The 17,102-nt window shown below is 69.6% G+C and carries 15 protein-coding genes; all 15 read left to right on the forward strand.

The genetic code is table 11. The features are described 5' to 3' along the window. The first annotated feature begins 27 nt into the window (after nt 1-27). Entirely contained in the window at nt 28-732 is a 705-nt protein-coding gene (locus BAY60_RS07800) for a demethylmenaquinone methyltransferase (protein ID WP_112280086.1), read from the forward strand. Further along, nucleotides 729-2,000 (forward strand): geranylgeranyl reductase family protein, encoded by a 1,272-nt coding sequence (locus BAY60_RS07805; protein WP_112280087.1) that lies wholly within the window; start codon nt 729-731, stop codon nt 1,998-2,000. The genes BAY60_RS07800 and BAY60_RS07805 overlap by 4 nt, the downstream gene beginning before the upstream one ends. 415 nt (nt 2,001-2,415) lie before the next feature. Next, entirely contained in the window at nt 2,416-2,811 is a 396-nt protein-coding gene (locus BAY60_RS07810) for an NADH-quinone oxidoreductase subunit A (protein WP_112280088.1), read from the forward strand. A gap of 6 nt (nt 2,812-2,817) precedes the next feature. Beyond that, entirely contained in the window at nt 2,818-3,366 is a 549-nt protein-coding gene (locus BAY60_RS07815) for a NuoB/complex I 20 kDa subunit family protein (protein WP_112280089.1), read from the forward strand. 6 nt (nt 3,367-3,372) lie between these two features. Further along, complete coding sequence (locus BAY60_RS07820) at nt 3,373-4,143, forward strand: NADH-quinone oxidoreductase subunit C (protein WP_112280090.1); 771 nt, start codon at nt 3,373-3,375, stop codon at nt 4,141-4,143. Nucleotides 4,144-4,177: 34 nt separating this feature from the next. Continuing rightward, nucleotides 4,178-5,551: an NADH-quinone oxidoreductase subunit D gene (locus tag BAY60_RS07825; RefSeq protein ID WP_112280091.1), complete on the forward strand. Its 1,374-nt coding sequence runs from the start codon at nt 4,178-4,180 to the stop codon at nt 5,549-5,551. Beyond that, the gene (gene nuoE, locus BAY60_RS07830; protein ID WP_112280092.1) at nt 5,548-6,408 is read left to right on the forward strand and encodes an NADH-quinone oxidoreductase subunit NuoE; all 861 of its coding nucleotides are present in this window, start codon (nt 5,548-5,550) and stop codon (nt 6,406-6,408) included. The genes BAY60_RS07825 and nuoE overlap by 4 nt, the downstream gene beginning before the upstream one ends. After that, nucleotides 6,405-7,694 (forward strand): NADH-quinone oxidoreductase subunit NuoF, encoded by a 1,290-nt coding sequence (nuoF, locus tag BAY60_RS07835; RefSeq protein ID WP_112280093.1) that lies wholly within the window; start codon nt 6,405-6,407, stop codon nt 7,692-7,694. The genes nuoE and nuoF overlap by 4 nt, the downstream gene beginning before the upstream one ends. Next, entirely contained in the window at nt 7,691-10,165 is a 2,475-nt protein-coding gene (locus tag BAY60_RS07840; protein WP_112280094.1) for an NADH-quinone oxidoreductase subunit G, read from the forward strand. Before nuoF ends, BAY60_RS07840 begins: the two co-directional genes overlap by 4 nt. Then, nucleotides 10,162-11,502, forward strand: coding sequence for an NADH-quinone oxidoreductase subunit NuoH (gene nuoH, locus BAY60_RS07845; RefSeq protein WP_425466450.1), 1,341 nt, complete (start codon nt 10,162-10,164; stop codon nt 11,500-11,502). Before BAY60_RS07840 ends, nuoH begins: the two co-directional genes overlap by 4 nt. A 156-nt stretch (nt 11,503-11,658) precedes the next feature. Beyond that, nucleotides 11,659-12,219, forward strand: a complete 561-nt coding sequence (gene nuoI, locus BAY60_RS07850; protein WP_112280095.1) for an NADH-quinone oxidoreductase subunit NuoI — start codon at nt 11,659-11,661, stop codon at nt 12,217-12,219. Continuing rightward, on the forward strand, nt 12,219-13,067 hold the full coding sequence (locus BAY60_RS07855) for an NADH-quinone oxidoreductase subunit J (protein WP_112280096.1): 849 nt from the start codon (nt 12,219-12,221) through the stop codon (nt 13,065-13,067). Before nuoI ends, BAY60_RS07855 begins: the two co-directional genes overlap by 1 nt. Continuing rightward, complete coding sequence (gene nuoK, locus BAY60_RS07860) at nt 13,064-13,363, forward strand: NADH-quinone oxidoreductase subunit NuoK (protein ID WP_112280097.1); 300 nt, start codon at nt 13,064-13,066, stop codon at nt 13,361-13,363. Before BAY60_RS07855 ends, nuoK begins: the two co-directional genes overlap by 4 nt. Before the next feature lie 13 nt (nt 13,364-13,376). Further along, complete coding sequence (nuoL, locus tag BAY60_RS07865) at nt 13,377-15,275, forward strand: NADH-quinone oxidoreductase subunit L (RefSeq protein WP_112280098.1); 1,899 nt, start codon at nt 13,377-13,379, stop codon at nt 15,273-15,275. A 279-nt stretch (nt 15,276-15,554) separates the two neighbouring features. Then, nucleotides 15,555-17,102, forward strand: coding sequence for an NADH-quinone oxidoreductase subunit M (locus BAY60_RS07870; RefSeq protein ID WP_112280099.1), 1,548 nt, complete (start codon nt 15,555-15,557; stop codon nt 17,100-17,102).

The following is a 17,102-nucleotide window of genomic DNA, read 5'->3' on the forward strand; positions in this document are numbered from 1 at the left end:
CGTGCGGGGCGCAACTACACTCCGGGCATGCCACGAGCGAGCCTGGACAAGGATCCTCGCGACGTCGCCGCCATGTTCGACGGAGTCGCGGCCGGCTACGACCGCGCGAACTCCGTGATGACGTTCGGTTTCGACCGGCGGTGGCGGATCACGACGTCCAAGGTGCTCGACGCCCGCAGAGGCGAGCGCGTGCTCGACCTCGCGGCGGGCACTGGCGTGTCCACCACCGAGTACTCCCGCAACGGCGCGTGGTGTGTCGCGGCGGACTTCTCCCTGGGCATGCTGCGCAGCGGACGGCACCGGGGCGTGCCCATGGTCGCCGCGGACGCACTGCGGCTGCCCTTCGCCGACGACTCCTTCGACGCGGCCACGATCTCCTTCGGCATCCGCAACTTCGTCGACACCTCGGCGGCGCTCACCGAGATCGCGAGGGTGGTCCGGCCCGGCGGCAGGCTGGTGATCTGCGAGGTCTCCACGCCGACGTTCCCGCCCATCCGGTTCGTCTACCGCAAGATCCTGCTGCGGGCGATGACGTGGCTCGGCAGGCGCGCATCGTCCAATCCGGAGGCCTACTCCTATCTGGCCGAGTCGATGCTGACCTGGCCCGACCAGCGCGGGCTCGGCGAGCTCATCGCGGCGTCCGGGTGGACCAACGTGGAGTGGATGAACCTCACATTCGGCGTCGTCGCCATCCACAGGGCGCGCAAGCCCTCCGTAGACTCGGCCGCATGAGCCAGGACGCCCAGGTCATCGTCGTCGGGGCCGGCCCAGCCGGATCGACGGCCGCCACCTACCTCGCCCGTGCGGGCGTCGACGTGCTGCTGCTGGAGAAGACGACGTTCCCGCGCGAGAAGGTCTGCGGCGACGGGCTCACCCCGCGTGGCGTGAAGCAGCTCATCGACCTGGGCATCGACACCAGCAGGGACGCGGGCTGGGTGCACAGCAGGGGGCTGCGCATCCTCACCGGCGAGCTGACCCTGGAGCTGGACTGGCCGGAGCTGACCAGCTACCCGCCCTACGGCGTCGCGCGCACGCGCCAGGACTTCGACGACCTGCTGGCCAGGACCGCCGTCAAGGCGGGCGCCCGGCTGCAGGAGCGCACCACCGTCACCGGCGCGATCACCGACGAGCGCACCGGCCGCGTCGTCGGCGTGGAGGCGAAGACGGGCGAGGACAAGCGCCCCGTCAGCTACCGTGCGCCGCTGGTGCTGGCGTGCGACGGCGTGTCCGCGCGGCTGGCGCTGTCGGCGGGCATCGAGAAGAACGAGAAGCGCCCGATGGGCGTGGCCGTGCGCCGCTACTACCGCAGTCCCCGGCACGACGACGAGTTCATCGAGGGCCATCTGGAGCTGTGGGACCGCAGCGATCCGCGCAGGCCCAAGCTGCTGCCCGGCTACGGCTGGGCGTTCCCGCTCGGCGACGGCACGGTGAACGTCGGGCTCGGCATGCTGTCGACGTCGGCGGCGTTCCGCAACACCGACTACCGCGCCTTGCTGCGGACCTGGCTCGACTCCACACCGGCGGAATGGGGCTACCGCGAGGAGAACGCGGTGGGCCGCATCGGCGGGGCCGGGCTGCCGATGGGCTTCAACCGCACGCCGCACTACCGCGCCGGGCTGCTGCTGCTCGGCGACGCGGGCGGCATGGTGAGCCCGTTCAACGGCGAGGGCATCTCGGCGGCGATGGAGTCGGCGCAGCTGGCCGCCGAGCACGTCGTGCAGGCCCTCGCCCGCCCGGAGGGCCCGTCGCGGGAACGGGCGCTGAGTGGGTATCCGAGGGCGCTGGCGGAGCTGATGGGCGGCTACTACCGGCTGGGCAACCTCTTCGCCAAGGCGATCGGCAAGCCCGCCGTCATGCGGGCCGCGACGAAGTACGGGCTGCGCGTCAACGCGCTGATTCCGTTGGTGTACAAGGGCCTCTCCGGCTGCTACGACGCCAGCGGCGGCGACGGGGTGGACCGCCTGATCTCGCTGCTCGCGAAGGCCACCCCCAGCGCCTGACACGTGGGAAAACTCACAGGACACGCGTACTAGGTTCGCGCGTTCCGCCTCGGGTGTCCGTTTTCGCCCTGGTCTCAGCCTTGCGACGACGGCGCGTGACGTTCCTGTGACCGGCGAGGTTAGGTAAGCCTTATACCACGGGGACTAGCGACAGGATGTGAGTCGCGTCTTACACTTGCTCCATGCCTTGTGAACCGCTTCACAACCTCGTCGGGAAGCTTGTGAACCATTTCACAAGCGACCGGGCGCCGAGGGGCGGGGACCGGGGTGGATGAACACCGGCGGTAAGGGTGCCCTAACCCTCGGAGGTGTGACCAAGGTCCCTTAGGGTGCCGCCAGGAACGTCGCACAACACACGTCCGTAACGCAGCGGCGCGGAAAGGATGGTGCCGCAGTGAACTCCACAGGAGCGTCGATGGTGCTGGCACAGGAGAGCGCGGCGACCGGTATCGGCATCTACCTGCCGCTGGTCCTGCTCTTCGCACTGGCGCTCGCGTTCGCCGTGTTCTCCGTGCTGCTGGGCCCCCTGGTCGGTCCGCAGCGGTACAACAAGGCCAAGCAGGCGGCCTACGAGTGCGGCATCGAGCCCTCCCCGCAGCCGCTCGTCGGAGCGGGCCGGATGCCCGTCGCCTACTACGTCACGGCGATGCTGTTCATCCTGTTCGACATCGAGATGGTGTTCCTGTTCCCGTACGCCGTGTCGGCCGACGCGCTCGGCCTGTGGGGCGTGGGCGCCGTCACCCTGTTCATCGCGACCTTCTTCATCGCCGACTTCTACGTGTGGCGGCGCGGCGGGCTGGATTGGAACTAGAAGATCATGGGTCTGGAAGAGAATCTCCCCAACGGCATCCTGCTGGCCAGCCTGGAGAAGGTGGTCAACTGGGCCCGTAAGAACTCGCTGTGGCCCGCCACGTTCGGCCTGGCCTGCTGCGCCATCGAGATGATGACCACCGGCGGGTCCCGGTACGACATCGCGCGGTTCGGCATGGAGCGCTTCAGCGCCACCCCCCGGCAGGCCGACCTGATGATCGTCGCGGGCCGCGTGACGCAGAAGATGGCGCCGGTGCTGCGGCAGATCTACGACCAGATGGCCGAGCCGAAGTGGGTGCTCGCCATGGGTGTCTGCGCCTCGTCCGGCGGCATGTTCAACAACTACGCCGTCGTGCAGGGCGTCGACCACATCGTCCCCGTCGACATGTACCTGCCGGGGTGCCCGCCGCGACCGGAGATGCTGCTCGACGCGATCCTGAAGCTGCACGCCAAGATCCAGGACGAGCCGATGGGCCCGCGCCGTGCCGCGCTGCGCGCCGCCAGCGGCGAGCGCACCGAGATCATCCCGTCCTCCGTCAAGTACGCGAAGAAGTAGGCCGCGATGCCCGAGAACGACCCAGACAAGCCAGAGACCGGCGGAGAGCTGTCCAGCGCGGAGCGTGCCGAGAGCGGTGTGGAGCCGAAGGGCGCCGAGCCCGCCCGGCCCGCCGAGCCGGTCATCGCGGGCCGCGAGCGCAAGGGCATGTTCGGCGTCTCCGGCACCGGTGACACGTCCGGCTACGGCGGCCTGCGGCTGCCCGCCTACTCGCCGCCGCCCGCCGAGCGGCCCTACGGCGGCTGGTTCGACGAGTTCGCCGACGAGTTCTTCGCCGCGCTCGCCGACAACGGGATCCCCGCCGAGGCGATCCAGCAGGTGACCGTGGACCGCGGTGAGATCACGTTCTACGTCGCCCGCGAGCACCTGGTGGAGGTCTGCCGCACGCTGCGCGACGACGAGGGCCTGCGCTTCGAGCTCTGCAGTTCGGTGTCCGGGGTGGACTACGGCGTGGACGTGCCGCAGCGCCTGCACTCGGTGTACCACCTGACGTCGATGACCTACCGGCGGCGCATCCGGCTGGAGGTCACGCTCGATGCCGACGACCCCCACGTGCCGTCCATTGTGGAGGTCTACCCGACGGCCGACTGGCAGGAGCGGGAGGCGTGGGACATGTTCGGAATCGTCTACGACGGTCACCCCGCGCTCACCCGGATCCTCATGCCGGACGACTGGGACGGCCACCCGCAGCGCAAGGACTACCCGCTCGGCGGGATCCCGGTGGAGTACAAGGGCGCGGAGATCCCGCCGCCCGATACGCGGAGGTCCTACTCATGACGCCGCCGAGGCACTCTCTCCAGCTGGAGGCGCAATGACGACCAGCGATCGGCTCGCCGACGCCACGACCGGCACCGACACCACAGCCGAGGGCAGCGACAGCGCCCGGTACGCCGAGCACCGCGAGACCACCGAGGGCCGCGTCTACACGGTCAGCGGCGGTGACTGGGACGACGTCCTCTCCGATGCCACGCACGACGAGCGCATGGTCATCAACATGGGCCCGCAGCACCCGTCGACGCACGGCGTGCTCCGGCTCGTGCTGGAGATGGAGGGCGAGACCGTCACCCAGCTCCGCTCGGTCATCGGCTACCTGCACACCGGGATCGAGAAGAACTGCGAGTACCGCACCTGGACCCAGGGCGTCACGTTCGTGACGCGCATGGACTACCTGGCGCCGCTGTCCAACGAGATGGGCTACTGCCTCGCGGTGGAGAAGCTGCTCGGCATCGAGGCGCCCCGCAGGGCACAGCTGCTGCGCGTGCTGCTGCTGGAGATCAACCGCATCGGCTCGCACCTCGTCTACATCGCCACCGGCGGCATGGAGCTGGGCGCCACCACGGCCATGACGCTGGGCTTCCGCGAGCGCGAGGAGGTGCTGCACCTGCTGGAGTACCTCACCGGCCTGCGCATGAACCACGCTTTCATCCGCCCAGGCGGGCTCGCGCAGGACATGCCGGACGACTTCCACGAGGTCGTCTCCAAGTTCTGCGACGTGATGGACGAGCGGCTTCCGCTCTACGACAAGCTGTTCACCGGCCAGCCGATCTGGCGCAACCGGCTCAAGGGCGTCGGCTACCTGCCCGTGGACGCGTGCCTTTCGCTCGGCGTCACGGGCCCGGTGCTGCGGTCGGCCGGCCTGCCGTGGGACCTGCGCAAGGTGGAGCCGTACTCCTGCTACGACGAGATCGAGTTCGACATCCCCACTTCCACCGACGCGGACTGCTGGGCGCGCTACCTGATCCGCGTCGAGGAGATGCACCAGTCGCTGCGCATCATCCGGCAGGTGCTCACGATGCTGGAGCCCGGCCCGGTGATGGTGGAGGACGCCAAGGTCGCCTGGCCCGCCCAGCTCTCGATCTCCAGCGACGGCATGGGCAACTCGCTGGAGCACGTCCGCAAGATCATGGGTCAGTCGATGGAGTCGCTGATCCACCACTTCAAGCTGGTCACGGAGGGCTTCCGCGTCCCGCCGGGCCAGGTGTACGTGCCGGTGGAGTCGCCGCGCGGCGAACTCGGCTACCACTTGGTCTCCGACGGCGGCACCCGGCCGCTGCGCGTGCACGTCCGGGAGCCGAGCTTCGTGAACCTGCAGTCGATGCCCGCGATGTCCGAGGGCGGCCTCGTCGCCGACGTCATCGCGGCGGTCGCCTCGATCGACCCGGTGATGGGGGGAGTGGACCGGTGACCACACCGTCGGAGACGCCGCGGCCCGGGCCGCGGCCCGCCAAGCAGACCTTCGCCGCCGCGGGGGAGGACGTCGACGTCATGGCGATCTCGCCCGTCCAGGAGGAGGGCATGCTGACCGACGACCGGCCGGCGAGCCCGTTCGACGACGACATCGTCGCCAAGGCCAGGGAGCTGGCCGCCCGCTACCCGCAGTCGCGCTCGGCGCTGCTGCCGATGCTGCACCTGGTGCAGTCCGTCGAGGGCTACGTCAGCCAGGAGGGTGTGGCGTTCTGCGCCGACCAGCTCGGGCTCTCCGAGGCCGAGGTCAGCGCCGTCGTCACCTTCTACACGATGTACAAGCGCAGGCCGTGCGGCGAGCACCTGGTGAGCGTGTGCACCAACACCCTGTGCGCGGCGCTCGGTGGCGACGCGATCTACCAGCGGCTCCAGGAGCACCTGGGCAGCGACGGCAAGCCGCTCGGCCACGAGGAGGTCGCGGGCACTCCCGGCGAGCCCGGCTCGATCATGCTCGAGCACGCCGAGTGCCTCGCCGCCTGCGACCTCGGCCCGGTGTTGCAGGTCAACTACGAGTACTACGACAACCAGACGCCGGAGAAGGCCGTCGAGCTGGTCGACGCCCTGCGGCGCGGGGAGAAGCCCGCGCCGTCGCGGGGTGCGCCGCTGTCGGACTTCAAGTCGGTGGAACGGCAGCTCGCCGGGTTCTTCCCCGAGGACACCGACGCGTTCCGCGCCGACGTCGACGGCCCGTCCCAGGCCGTGGAGACCCTGCGTGGCGCCCAGCTGGCCGCTGACCGCGGCTGGACGGCGCCCGCGCTGCCGGACGACGTCCCGCTGCCGGAGGTGGAGCACAAATGAGTGCGGACCCGATTACCCCCGTTCTCACCAAGCGATGGCTGTCGCCGCAGTCGTGGCGGCTGTCGACCTACGAGAAGCTGGAGGGCTACACGGCCATCCGCAAGGCGCTCGCGGGCACGCCGGAGCAGCTGGTGCAGCTGGTCAAGGACGCAGGCCTGCGCGGACGTGGCGGCGCGGGCTTCCCGGCGGGCGTCAAGTGGTCGTTCATGCCGCCCAACGAGGACAAGCCGCACTACCTCGTCATCAACGCCGACGAGGGCGAGCCGGGCACCTGCAAGGACATCCCGCTGATGATGGCCGACCCGCACTCGCTCATCGAGGGCTGCGTCATCGCCGCGTACGCGATGCGCTCGCACCACTGCTTCATCTACGTGCGCGGCGAGGCACTGCACTGCATCCGCAGGCTCAACGCGGCCGTGCGCGAGGCGTACGAGGCGGGCTATCTCGGCAAGAACATCCTCGGCTCCGGCTTCGACCTCGACATCACCGTGCACGCGGGGGCGGGCGCCTACATCTGCGGTGAGGAGACGGCGCTGCTCGACTCGCTCGAGGGCCGCAGGGGACAGCCGAGGCTCAAGCCGCCGTTCCCGGCAGCCGCGGGCCTCTACGCCGCGCCGACCACGGTGAACAACGTCGAGACGATCGCGAGCGTGCCCTTCATCGTCAACGGTGGCGCCGACTGGTTCCGCCAGATGGGCAGCGAGAAGTCGCCGGGGCCGAAGATCTTCTCGATCTCCGGCCACGTCGAGCGGCCCGGCCAGTACGAGGCCCCGCTGGGTACCACCCTGCGGGAACTGCTGGAGCTGTGCGGCGGCATGAAGGACGGCATCCCGCTGAAGTTCTGGACGCCGGGCGGCTCGTCGACGCCGCTGTTCACCGCCGAGCACCTCGACGTGCCGCTGGACTTCGAGGGCGCCGCCGAGGCCGGCTCGATGCTCGGCACCACGGCGGTGCAGGTCTTCAACGAGACCGTGTCGGTGCCATGGGCCGTCATGAAGTGGACGCAGTTCTACGAGCACGAGTCGTGCGGCAAGTGCACGCCGTGCCGCGAGGGCACCTACTGGCTCGCGCAGATTCTCGAGCGCATGGTGGCGGGCCGGGGCACCGAGGAGGACATCGACACCCTGCTGGATGTCTGCGACAACATCCTCGGCCGCTCCTTCTGCGCGCTCGGTGACGGTGCGGTCAGCCCGATCACCAGCGGCATCAAGTACTTCCGGGACGAGTTCCTCGCCCTCTGCGAGGACAACCGGGCGAAGCAAGAACTCGTGGGAGCGCAGGCATGACGATGGCGCCGGAAGAACCGAAGGTCGAGGTCCCTGAGGGCTACGTCAAGCTCACGATCGACGGCGAGGAGGTCATCGCGCCCAAGGGCGAGCTGCTGATCCGCACCGCCGAGCGGCTCGGCACCGTCATTCCCCGGTTCTGCGACCACCCACTGCTCGACCCGGCAGGCGCGTGCCGCCAGTGCCTGGTCGAGGTGGAGATGAACGGCAGGCCGATGCCGAAGCCGCAGGCCTCGTGCACGATGACGGTCGCCGACGGCATGGTGGTCAAGACCCAGCGCACCTCGCCGGTCGCGGACAAGGCCCAGCAGGGCGTGATGGAGCTGCTGCTCATCAACCATCCGCTCGACTGCCCGATCTGCGACAAGGGCGGTGAGTGCCCGCTGCAGAACCAGGCGATGGCGCACGGCAGGGCGGATTCGCGCTTCCGCGACACCAAGCGCACGTTCCCCAAGCCGCTGCCGATCTCCACGCAGGTGCTGCTCGACCGCGAGCGCTGCGTGCTGTGCCAGCGTTGCACCCGGTTCTCCGACCAGATCGCGGGCGACCCGTTCATCGACCTGCTCGAGCGCGGCGCGCACCAGCAGATCGGCACCGCCGAGACCGCCGAGATCTACGACGCGGCCTCGCACACGGCGAGCGGCAAGCCGTTCCAGAGCTACTTCTCCGGCAACACCATCCAGATCTGCCCGGTCGGCGCGCTCACCAGCGCGCAGTACCGGTTCCGGTCGCGGCCGTTCGACCTGGTGTCCTCGCCGAGCGTGTGCGAGCACTGCTCGTCGGGCTGCGCGGAGCGCACCGACTTCCGGCGCGGCAAGGTGATGCGCAAGCTCGCGGGTGAGGACCCGGAGGTCAACGAGGAGTGGATCTGCGACAAGGGCCGCTTCGCGTTCCGCTACGCCACCGCCGCGCAGCGCCTCCGCACGCCGCTGGTGCGCAACGCCGAGACGGGTGAGCTGGAGGAGGCGTCCTGGACGCAGGCGCTGGCCGCCGCCGCCGACGGGCTGGCGAAGGCCCGCGACGGCAAGGGCGTCGGCGTGCTGCCGGGTGGCAGGCTCACGCTGGAGGACGCCTACGCCTACAGCAAGTTCGCCCGGCTGGCCCTGCGCACCAACGACATCGACTACCGCGCGCGGGCCCATTCGGCGGAGGAACTGGACTTCCTCGCCTCCCGGGTCGTGGGCACCACGCCGGAGACGGGCGTGACGTTCACGGCGCTGGAGCACGCGCCACTGGTGCTGTGCGTGGCGTTCGAGCCGGAGGAGGAGGCGCCCGCCGTCTTCCTGCGGCTGCGCAAGGGCGCCCGCAAGCGCCGCACCAAGGTGGTCCACATCGGACAGTGGACGACGCCCGCGGTGAGCAAGACGTTCGGCGAGCTGCTGGCCTGCGTGCCCGGCGGTGAGGCGAGCGCCGTCGAGGGCATCGCCCAGCACGCGCCCGACCTGGACGAGGCACTGCGCGCCGAAGGGGCCGTGGTGCTCGTCGGCGAGCGGGCCGCCGAGGTGCCCGGCCTGTTCTCCGCGCTGCACCGGCTGTCGGAGCGCACCGGGGCCAGGCTCGCGTGGATTCCGCGCAGGGCGGGCGAGCGGGGCGCCATCGAGGTGGGCGCGCTGCCGACGCTGCTGCCCGGCGGCCGGTCCGTCGAGGACGCCGCGGCGAGGTCCGAGGTCGAGCAGGTGTGGGGCCTGGAGGCGGGCGCACTGCCGGGAACTCCCGGCCGGGACGTCACCGGAATGCTGAACGCGCTGGTGACCCGCGACCTGGACGGCCTGCTCGTCGGCGGCGTCGACCCGGCCGACCTGCCCGACCCGGCGCTGGCCCGCAAGGCGCTGGCGGCGGCGAGCTTCGTGGTCAGCCTGGAAATGCTGCCGAGCGAGGTCACCGAGCACGCCGACGTCGTGCTGCCCATCGCACCCGTGGACGAGAAGGCGGGCAGCTTCCTGAACTGGGAGGGCCGCCGCCGCGAGTTCTCCATCACGCTGGAGGGCACCGGCGCGCTGCCCGACTGCCGCGTGCTCGACACCCTCGGCGTCGAGATGGACGCCGACCTGTTCACCCAGACCCCGGCCGCCGCGGCCGGCGATCTGGCGCGGCTGGCACCGAAGCCCACCGGGTCGGCGGCCGCGCCGGACGTGCCGAACGGGCACGTGCCGAAGGCGGGCGACGGCCAGGCCGTGCTCGCCACGTGGCGGCAGCTGATCGACGAGGGCACGCTGCAGATCGACGAGCCGCACCTGGCCGGGACCGCACGCCCGGTGGTGGCGCGGATGTCGAAGGCGAGTGCCGCCGGGCTCGGCAGGCGGGTCACGGTGTCCACCGAGCGCGGCTCGGTCACCCTCCCGCTCGAGGTGGCCGACCTGCCCGACGGTGTCGTGTGGCTTCCGGCGAACTCGCCGGGTTCGAAGGTCCGCGCCACGCTCGGCGCCGGACACGGTGCCGTGGTGACCATCGCGGCCGGAGGTGACCAGTGATCCCGTTCCTCGCCCAGGCGCAGGACCCGATGACCAGGGCGGAGCTGATCGCGGACGACCCGCTGTGGCTCATCCTGCTCAAGGCCGTCGTCATCCTGCTGCTCGGCCCGATCCTGACGATCTTCCTCATCGTGTGGGAGCGCAAGGCCGTCGGCCGCATGCAGAACCGCCCCGGTCCCAACCGGGTCGGCCCGGGCGGCTACCTGCAGTCGCTCGCGGACGCGCTGAAGCTGCCGTTCAAGGAACAGGTCATTCCGGAGACCGCCGACCGCAAGGTGTACTTCCTGGCGCCGGTGATCGCCGCGGTACCCGCGTTGATCGGTCTCGCGGCCATCCCGTTCGGTCCCGAGGTGACGATCTTCGGTGAGCGCACGGCGCTCCAGCTGATCGAGCTTCCCGTCAGCGTGCTGCTGGTCCTCGCGGGCGCCTCGATCGGCGTGTACGGGATCGTGCTCGCCGGCTGGTCGTCCGGCTCGCCGTACCCGCTGCTGGGCGGCCTGCGTTCCGCGGCGCAGGTGATCTCCTACGAGATCGCGATGGGCCTGGCGATCGTCAGCGTGGTGCTCTACGCGCAGTCGCTGGCGACGAGCGCGATCGTCGACGCGCAGCAGAGCGGCTGGTACTTCTACCTGCTGTTCCCGAGCTTCCTGATCTACCTGATCTCCATGGTCGGGGAGACCAACCGGGCGCCGTTCGACCTGCCGGAGGCGGAGTCCGAGCTGGTCGGCGGCTTCCACACCGAGTACAGCTCGATGAAGTTCGCGATGTTCTTCCTCGCCGAGTACGTCAACATGGTGATCGTCTCGGCCTTCGCGACGACGCTGTTCCTCGGCGGCTACCTGTTCCCGTTCGTCGGCGCCGACTCGCCGCTGAACCAGGGCTGGCTGCCGGTGCTGTGGTTCTTCGCCAAGATGTTCGTGCTCCTGTTCGGCTTCATCTGGCTGCGCGGCACGCTGCCGCGGTTCCGCTACGACCAGTTCATGAAGCTGGGCTGGAAGGTCCTGGTCCCCGCCGCCCTGGTGTGGGTCGTCATGATCGCGGCGATCCGGGCCATCCGCAACGACGGCAACGTCTCCACGGGACAGATCCTCGTCATCGGCGGCATCGTCATCGTCGTGATCGTGCTGCTGTCGCTGCTGCTGCCGGAGAAGAAGGTCCCCGACGAGGACTCCGTGCCCGTCACCGGCGGTGGCTACCCGGTGCCGCCGCTGAACCTCAAGGTGCCGGAGACGACCCCACGGCGGAAGGCGCTGCAGGCCAAGGCGAAGGCCGCGAGGAAGCAGGAACCGGCTGCGCTCGCGTCGACGAAGGAGGGCAGCAACCATGGGGACGTTTGATCGCAGCGCGCCGAACAGGGCGAAACCTCCGGCGAGCGCGACCGGCGCGGCGCCTCGCTGTGTTGTCGGCGAGCCCGGGTACAACCCGGTACGCGGGCTCGCCTCCGCCTTGCCATGCATCCACGCCGATCCACGCTCGCTGATCGGAGGCACACCATGTTCGACGCGCTGAAGGGCTTCGGCGTCACCTTCTCGAACATGTTCAAGAAGGTGGCCACCGAGGAGTACCCGGAGATCGGCGCTCCCGCCGCGCCCCGCTACCACGGCAGGCACCAGCTCAACCGGCACCCGGACGGGCTGGAGAAGTGCGTCGGCTGCGAACTGTGCGCGTGGGCGTGCCCCGCGGACGCGATCTTCGTCGAGGGCGGGGACAACACCGAGGAGGAGCGGTACTCGCCCGGTGAGCGCTACGGCAAGGACTACCAGATCAACTACCTGCGCTGCATCGGCTGCGGGTTGTGCGTCGAGGCCTGCCCCACCCGGTCGCTGACGATGATCAACTTCTACGAGCTCGCCGACGACAACCGGCAGGACCTCATCTACACCAAGGAGGACCTGCTCGCGCCGCTGCTGCCCGGCATGGAGCAGCCGCCGCACCCCATGCGGCTGGGCGACAACGAGCAGGACTACTACGTCAACGGCCCCGAACTGGCGCGCGACCGCGGCGTTCCGTCCGGGGAGACCGTGGAGACGAGTGAAGAGAAGGCGATGCAGTGATGGTGCCCTATCTGGCCCAGGCGGGAGCCGAGGCGACCGTCTCCACCGGTGAGGCCGTCGCGTTCTGGATCCTCGGGCCGCTGACCCTGCTCGGCGCGCTCGGCATGATCTTCGCGCGCAACGCGGTGCACTCGGCCCTGTGGCTGGTGCTCACGATGCTCTCGCTGGGCATGCTCTACCTGATCCAGAATGCGCCCTTCCTCGGCTTCACGCAGATCATCGTCTACACCGGCGCGATCATGATGCTGTTCCTCTTCGTGCTGATGCTCGTGGGCCGGGAGTCGTCCGACTCGGTGGTCGAGGTGCTACGCGGTCAGCGGCTCGCCGCGGCCGTGCTCGGCGTCGGTGTCGCGGGCGTGCTGGCCGGAGCGCTGACGAGGGCCGTCGCCGACGTCACCCCCGCCCAGCCGCTCAACCCGTGGACGGCCGAGGGCGGCGGAGCGGGCGGCCTCGGCAGGATGATCTTCAGCGACTACCTGTTCCCGTTCGAGCTGACCTCGGCGCTGCTCATCACGGCGGGCATGGGCGCGATGGTGCTGGCCTTCACCGAGCGGCACTCCAAGGCCGGCAAGCGCTCCCAGCGGGAACTGGTCGAGGCGCGCTTCCGCGGTGAGTACGAGCGGCCCTCGCCCAAGCCGGGGCCCGGGGTGTTCGCCACCGCCAACTCCGTCGCGACCCCGGCCCTGCTGCCCGACGGCTCGGTGGCCCCGGAGTCGCTGTCGGAGCTCATCGAGTCCACCTCCGCCGCCAAGCTGGACACCGCGCGCAAGCAGGTGGCGGGCGAGGCGTCCACACCGGACGCGCACGCGCTGGTCGGCCCGGACAAGGAGGGGGAGACGGCGGAATGACCCCGACGTACTACCTGCTGCTGTCGGCGTTGCTGTTCACGATCGGCGCCGTCGGCGTGCTGGTGCGGCGCAACGCGATCGTCATGTTCATGTGCATCGAGCTCATGCTCAACGCCGTGAACCTGACCCTGGTCACGTTCGCGCGCATCAACGGATCCATCGAGGGGCAGGTGATGGCGTTCTTCGTGATGGTCGTCGCCGCCGCCGAGGTCGTGGTCGGGCTCGCGATCATCATGGCCATCTTCCGCACCCGGCGCTCGGCCTCGGTCGACGACACCAACCTGCTGAAGTACTGAAAGGTTCCGGTCAGTGATCGCATCATCGTGGCTGCTGGTCGCGTTTCCTGCGCTCGGCGCGCTCATCCTGCTGCTCGGGGGTAACCGGACCAACGCCTGGGGGCACCTGCTCGGCTGCGCGACGGTCATCGCGTCGTTCGTCTACGGCCTGGCGATGTTCTTCGCCGACTCCTTCGCCGAGGCCGCGGACACGACGGTGTACTCGTGGATCCCGGTCGGCGCGCTGCAGGTGGACTTCGGGCTGCGGATCGACCCGCTGTCGGTGACGTTCGTCCTGCTCATCACCGGCGTCGGCTCGCTGATCCACATCTACTCGATCGGCTACATGGCCGAGGACCGCGATCGCAGGCGCTTCTTCGCCTACCTGAACCTGTTCGTCGCCTCGATGCTGGTGCTGGTGCTGGGCAACAGCTTCGTGACGCTGTACCTCGGCTGGGAGGGCGTCGGCCTCGCCTCGTACCTGCTGATCGGCTGGTACACCGACCGGCCTTCGGCGGCGACCGCCGCGAAGAAGGCCTTCCTGATGAACCGTGTCGGCGACGTCGGCCTGGCGCTGGCGATCTTCCTGATGTTCAAGCACATCGGCAGCACCAGCTACGCCGAGGTGTTCGCGGGCATCGGTGACGTGTCGCCGGGCGTGGTGACCGCGATCGGTCTGCTGCTCCTGCTCGGCGCGTGCGGCAAGTCCGGTCAGTTCCCGCTGCAGGCGTGGTTGCCCGACGCCATGGAGGGCCCCACCCCGGTCTCGGCGCTCATCCACGCCGCGACGATGGTGACCGCAGGCGTGTACCTGGTGGCCCGCTCGGCGCCGATCTACAACCTCACCGAGGACGGCCGCCTGCTGGTGACCATCGTCGGCGCGTTCACGCTGCTGCTCGGGTCGATCATCGGCTGCGCCTACGACGACATCAAGAAGGTGCTGGCGTACTCCACGGTCAGTCAGATCGGCTACATGATGCTCGCCGTCGGGCTCGGCCCGTTCGGCTACGCGCTCGGGATCGCGCACCTGCTCACGCACGGCTTCTTCAAGGCAGGCCTGTTCCTCGGTGCAGGGTCGGTCATGCACGCCATGAACGACGAGGTCGACATGCGCAAGTTCGGCGGCCTCTACCGGAAGATGCCGATCACGTTCGCGACGTTCGGCCTCGGCTACCTGGCGATCATCGGGTTCCCGTTCCTGTCCGGCTTCTACACCAAGGACGCGATCATCGAGGCCGCGTTCGGCCAGGAAGGCTGGCGTGGCTGGATCTTCGGTGGCTCCGCGCTGCTGGCCGCCGGCATCACCGGGTTCTACATGACCCGCCTCGTTCTGCTGACGTTCTTCGGCAAGCAGCGCTGGCGCGAGACCACCTCCGCCGACGGGCGCGAGTTCCATCCCCACGAGTCGCCGCCGGTGATGACGGTGCCGATGATCGTGCTGGCCGTCGGCTCCGTGGCCGCCGGTGCGCTGCTGATCAGCGGCGACACGCTCGCCGAGTTCCTCGTGCCCGCCGTGGGCGAGCTGTCCGAGTCCGACCACGGTGTGCTGCCGCACGCGCTGATCCCGTGGCTGACCGTGCTGATCTCGGCGCTGGGTGTGCTGCTGGCGTGGACGCTGTTCGGCAGGCGCGACACCCCGGTGGAGCGGCCGGCGAACGTGTCCTGGCCGGTGCGTGCCGCGCGGAAGGACCTCTACGGCAACGCGCTCAACGAGGCGCTGGTGGCCACGCCCGGCCTGTGGCTGACCCGCTTCTCGGTCTTCGCGGACAACCGGGGCGTCGACGGCGCCGTCAACGGACTCGCCGCCGGGCTCGGCGGAGGGTCGGGCCGGCTCCGCAGACTCCAGACCGGATTCGTCCGCTCCTACGCACTGTCGATGCTCGGTGGCGGCGTCCTGCTCGTCGGTGCACTCCTGGCGGTGAGGTACTCGTGACTGCTTCTTCGCGATCCGCGCACCCCGCCGCCATCACCGTGCCTTCGGCGGGGGCGCGCTCTCGGGTACTGCTGACTGCCGCGACTCGCCTTGGTGAGGACTCATGACTGTGTTTTCGCGATCTGCGCGCCGACGTGATGGTGTCGCCGGGGCGCTCCCGCTGGGAGCGTCTCCTCGCGTGGTGTTGGGTGAGCGCCCCGCCGCCACCATCACCGTGCCTTCGGCGGGGGCGCGCTCTCGGGGCCAGTTGACTGCCGCGACTCACCTTGGTGGGAACTCATGACTGTGTTGCTCGCTCTCATCCTGCTCCCCCTTGCGGGAGCGCTGGCTCTCACCGGCCTGCGGTCGAACGACCGGCTCGCCACGATCACCGCACTCGCGGTGTCCATCGTGGAGTTGCTGCTGATCGTGCCGCTGTGGCTCGCATACGACCCGGGCGGCGAGCGCATCCAGCAGGCGTCCTCGATGGACTGGATCCCGGCTTTCGGCGTCCACATCTCGTTCGGCATCGACGGCATCGCGCTGCTGATGATCGCCGTCATCGCGCTGCTCGTGCCGATCGTCATCGGGGCACTGCACTCGACCGACAAGCTGCCGGAGGGCCGCAGCGCCGCGGGTTTCCTCGCGCTGATCCTCGTGCAGCAGGCGCTGACCATCGCTGTGTTCGCCGCGACCGACGTGTTCCTGTTCTACGTGCTGTTCGAGATCATGCTGATCCCGATGTACTTCCTCATCGGCGGCTACGGCGGTGCGCGGCGGCAGTACGCGGCGGTCAAGTTCTTCCTGTACTCCTTCCTCGGCGGCCTGATCATGCTCGCCTCGGCGATCGGCGCGTACTCGCTGGCCGCCGACGAGCTGGGCCAGGGCACGTTCGACTGGGCCACGCTGGTCGACGTGGTGAGCGACGCACCGGCGAGCACCCAGATCTGGCTGTTCCTCGGCTTCTTCCTGGCGTTCGCGATCAAGGCGCCGCTGGTGCCGTTCCACACCTGGCTGCCCGACGCGGCAGGGCAGGCGCCCATCGGCGTCACCGTGCTGCTGGTCGGCGTGCTCGACAAGGTCGGCACCTTCGGCTTCCTGCGCTACTGCCTGCCGATGTTCCCGGAGGGCAGCGAGCGCCTCGCGCCGCTGGTGCTGGTGCTCGGCGTCATCGGCGTGATCTACGGATCGATGCTCGCGGCCGGGCAGCAGGACATGAAGCGCTTCGTCGCCTACGTCTCGCTCGCGCACTTCGGCTTCATCGCCATCGGCATCTTCGCGTTCACGCAGCAGGCGATGGTGGGGTCGGCGACCTACATGCTCAACCACAGCATCGCCACCGGCATGCTGATCCTCGTGGTCGGCATCATCGCGGCGCGAGGCGGCTCCACCCGGATCTCCGACTACGGTGGCATGGCGAAGGTGACGCCCATCCTCGGCGGCATGCTGCTGCTCGCGGGCCTGTCCACGCTGTCCCTGCCGGGCACCAACTCGTTCATCAGCGAGTTCCTGGTGCTGCTTGGCGCGTTCGAGACCAGGCCGGCCTACGCCATCGTGGCCACGGTCGGCATGGTGCTGGCCGCCGCGTACGTGCTGTGGCTGTACCAGCGCATCATGACCGGTCCCGTGCGCGGTGACGCGCTGCTCGGGGCCAGTCCGGGGCCCGGTGCGGTGGAGGCACCCGAAGCCGGGGCGAAGAAGACCATCCGTGACCTGTCGGTCACCGAGATCGCGGTGCTCGCACCGCTCGTGGTGCTGGTCCTCGGCCTCGGCTTCTACCCGAAGCCGGTGCTCGACACGGTCACGCCGACGGTGGACGCGACTCTCACAGCGGTGCAGGAAAGGTAA

This window comes from Prauserella muralis, from assembly GCF_003202285.1.
GTDB classification, from domain to species: Bacteria; Actinomycetota; Actinomycetes; order Mycobacteriales; family Pseudonocardiaceae; genus Prauserella_B; species Prauserella_B muralis.

Bases quoted from the DNA above. Each gene is read 5' to 3' on its own strand.
- BAY60_RS07800 (WP_112280086.1), top strand. From the start codon at position 28: ATGCCACGAGCGAGCCTGGACAAGGATCCTCGCGACGTCGCCGCCATG.
- BAY60_RS07805 (WP_112280087.1), top strand. From the start codon at position 729: ATGAGCCAGGACGCCCAGGTCATCGTCGTCGGGGCCGGCCCAGCCGGA.
- BAY60_RS07810 (WP_112280088.1), top strand. From the start codon at position 2,416: ATGGTGCTGGCACAGGAGAGCGCGGCGACCGGTATCGGCATCTACCTG.
- BAY60_RS07815 (WP_112280089.1), top strand. From the start codon at position 2,818: ATGGGTCTGGAAGAGAATCTCCCCAACGGCATCCTGCTGGCCAGCCTG.
- BAY60_RS07820 (WP_112280090.1), top strand. From the start codon at position 3,373: ATGCCCGAGAACGACCCAGACAAGCCAGAGACCGGCGGAGAGCTGTCC.
- BAY60_RS07825 (WP_112280091.1), top strand. From the start codon at position 4,178: ATGACGACCAGCGATCGGCTCGCCGACGCCACGACCGGCACCGACACC.
- nuoF (WP_112280093.1), top strand. From the start codon at position 6,405: ATGAGTGCGGACCCGATTACCCCCGTTCTCACCAAGCGATGGCTGTCG.
- BAY60_RS07840 (WP_112280094.1), top strand. From the start codon at position 7,691: ATGACGATGGCGCCGGAAGAACCGAAGGTCGAGGTCCCTGAGGGCTAC.
- nuoI (WP_112280095.1), top strand. From the start codon at position 11,659: ATGTTCGACGCGCTGAAGGGCTTCGGCGTCACCTTCTCGAACATGTTC.
- BAY60_RS07855 (WP_112280096.1), top strand. From the start codon at position 12,219: ATGGTGCCCTATCTGGCCCAGGCGGGAGCCGAGGCGACCGTCTCCACC.
- nuoK (WP_112280097.1), top strand. From the start codon at position 13,064: ATGACCCCGACGTACTACCTGCTGCTGTCGGCGTTGCTGTTCACGATC.
- BAY60_RS07870 (WP_112280099.1), top strand. From the start codon at position 15,555: ATGACTGTGTTGCTCGCTCTCATCCTGCTCCCCCTTGCGGGAGCGCTG.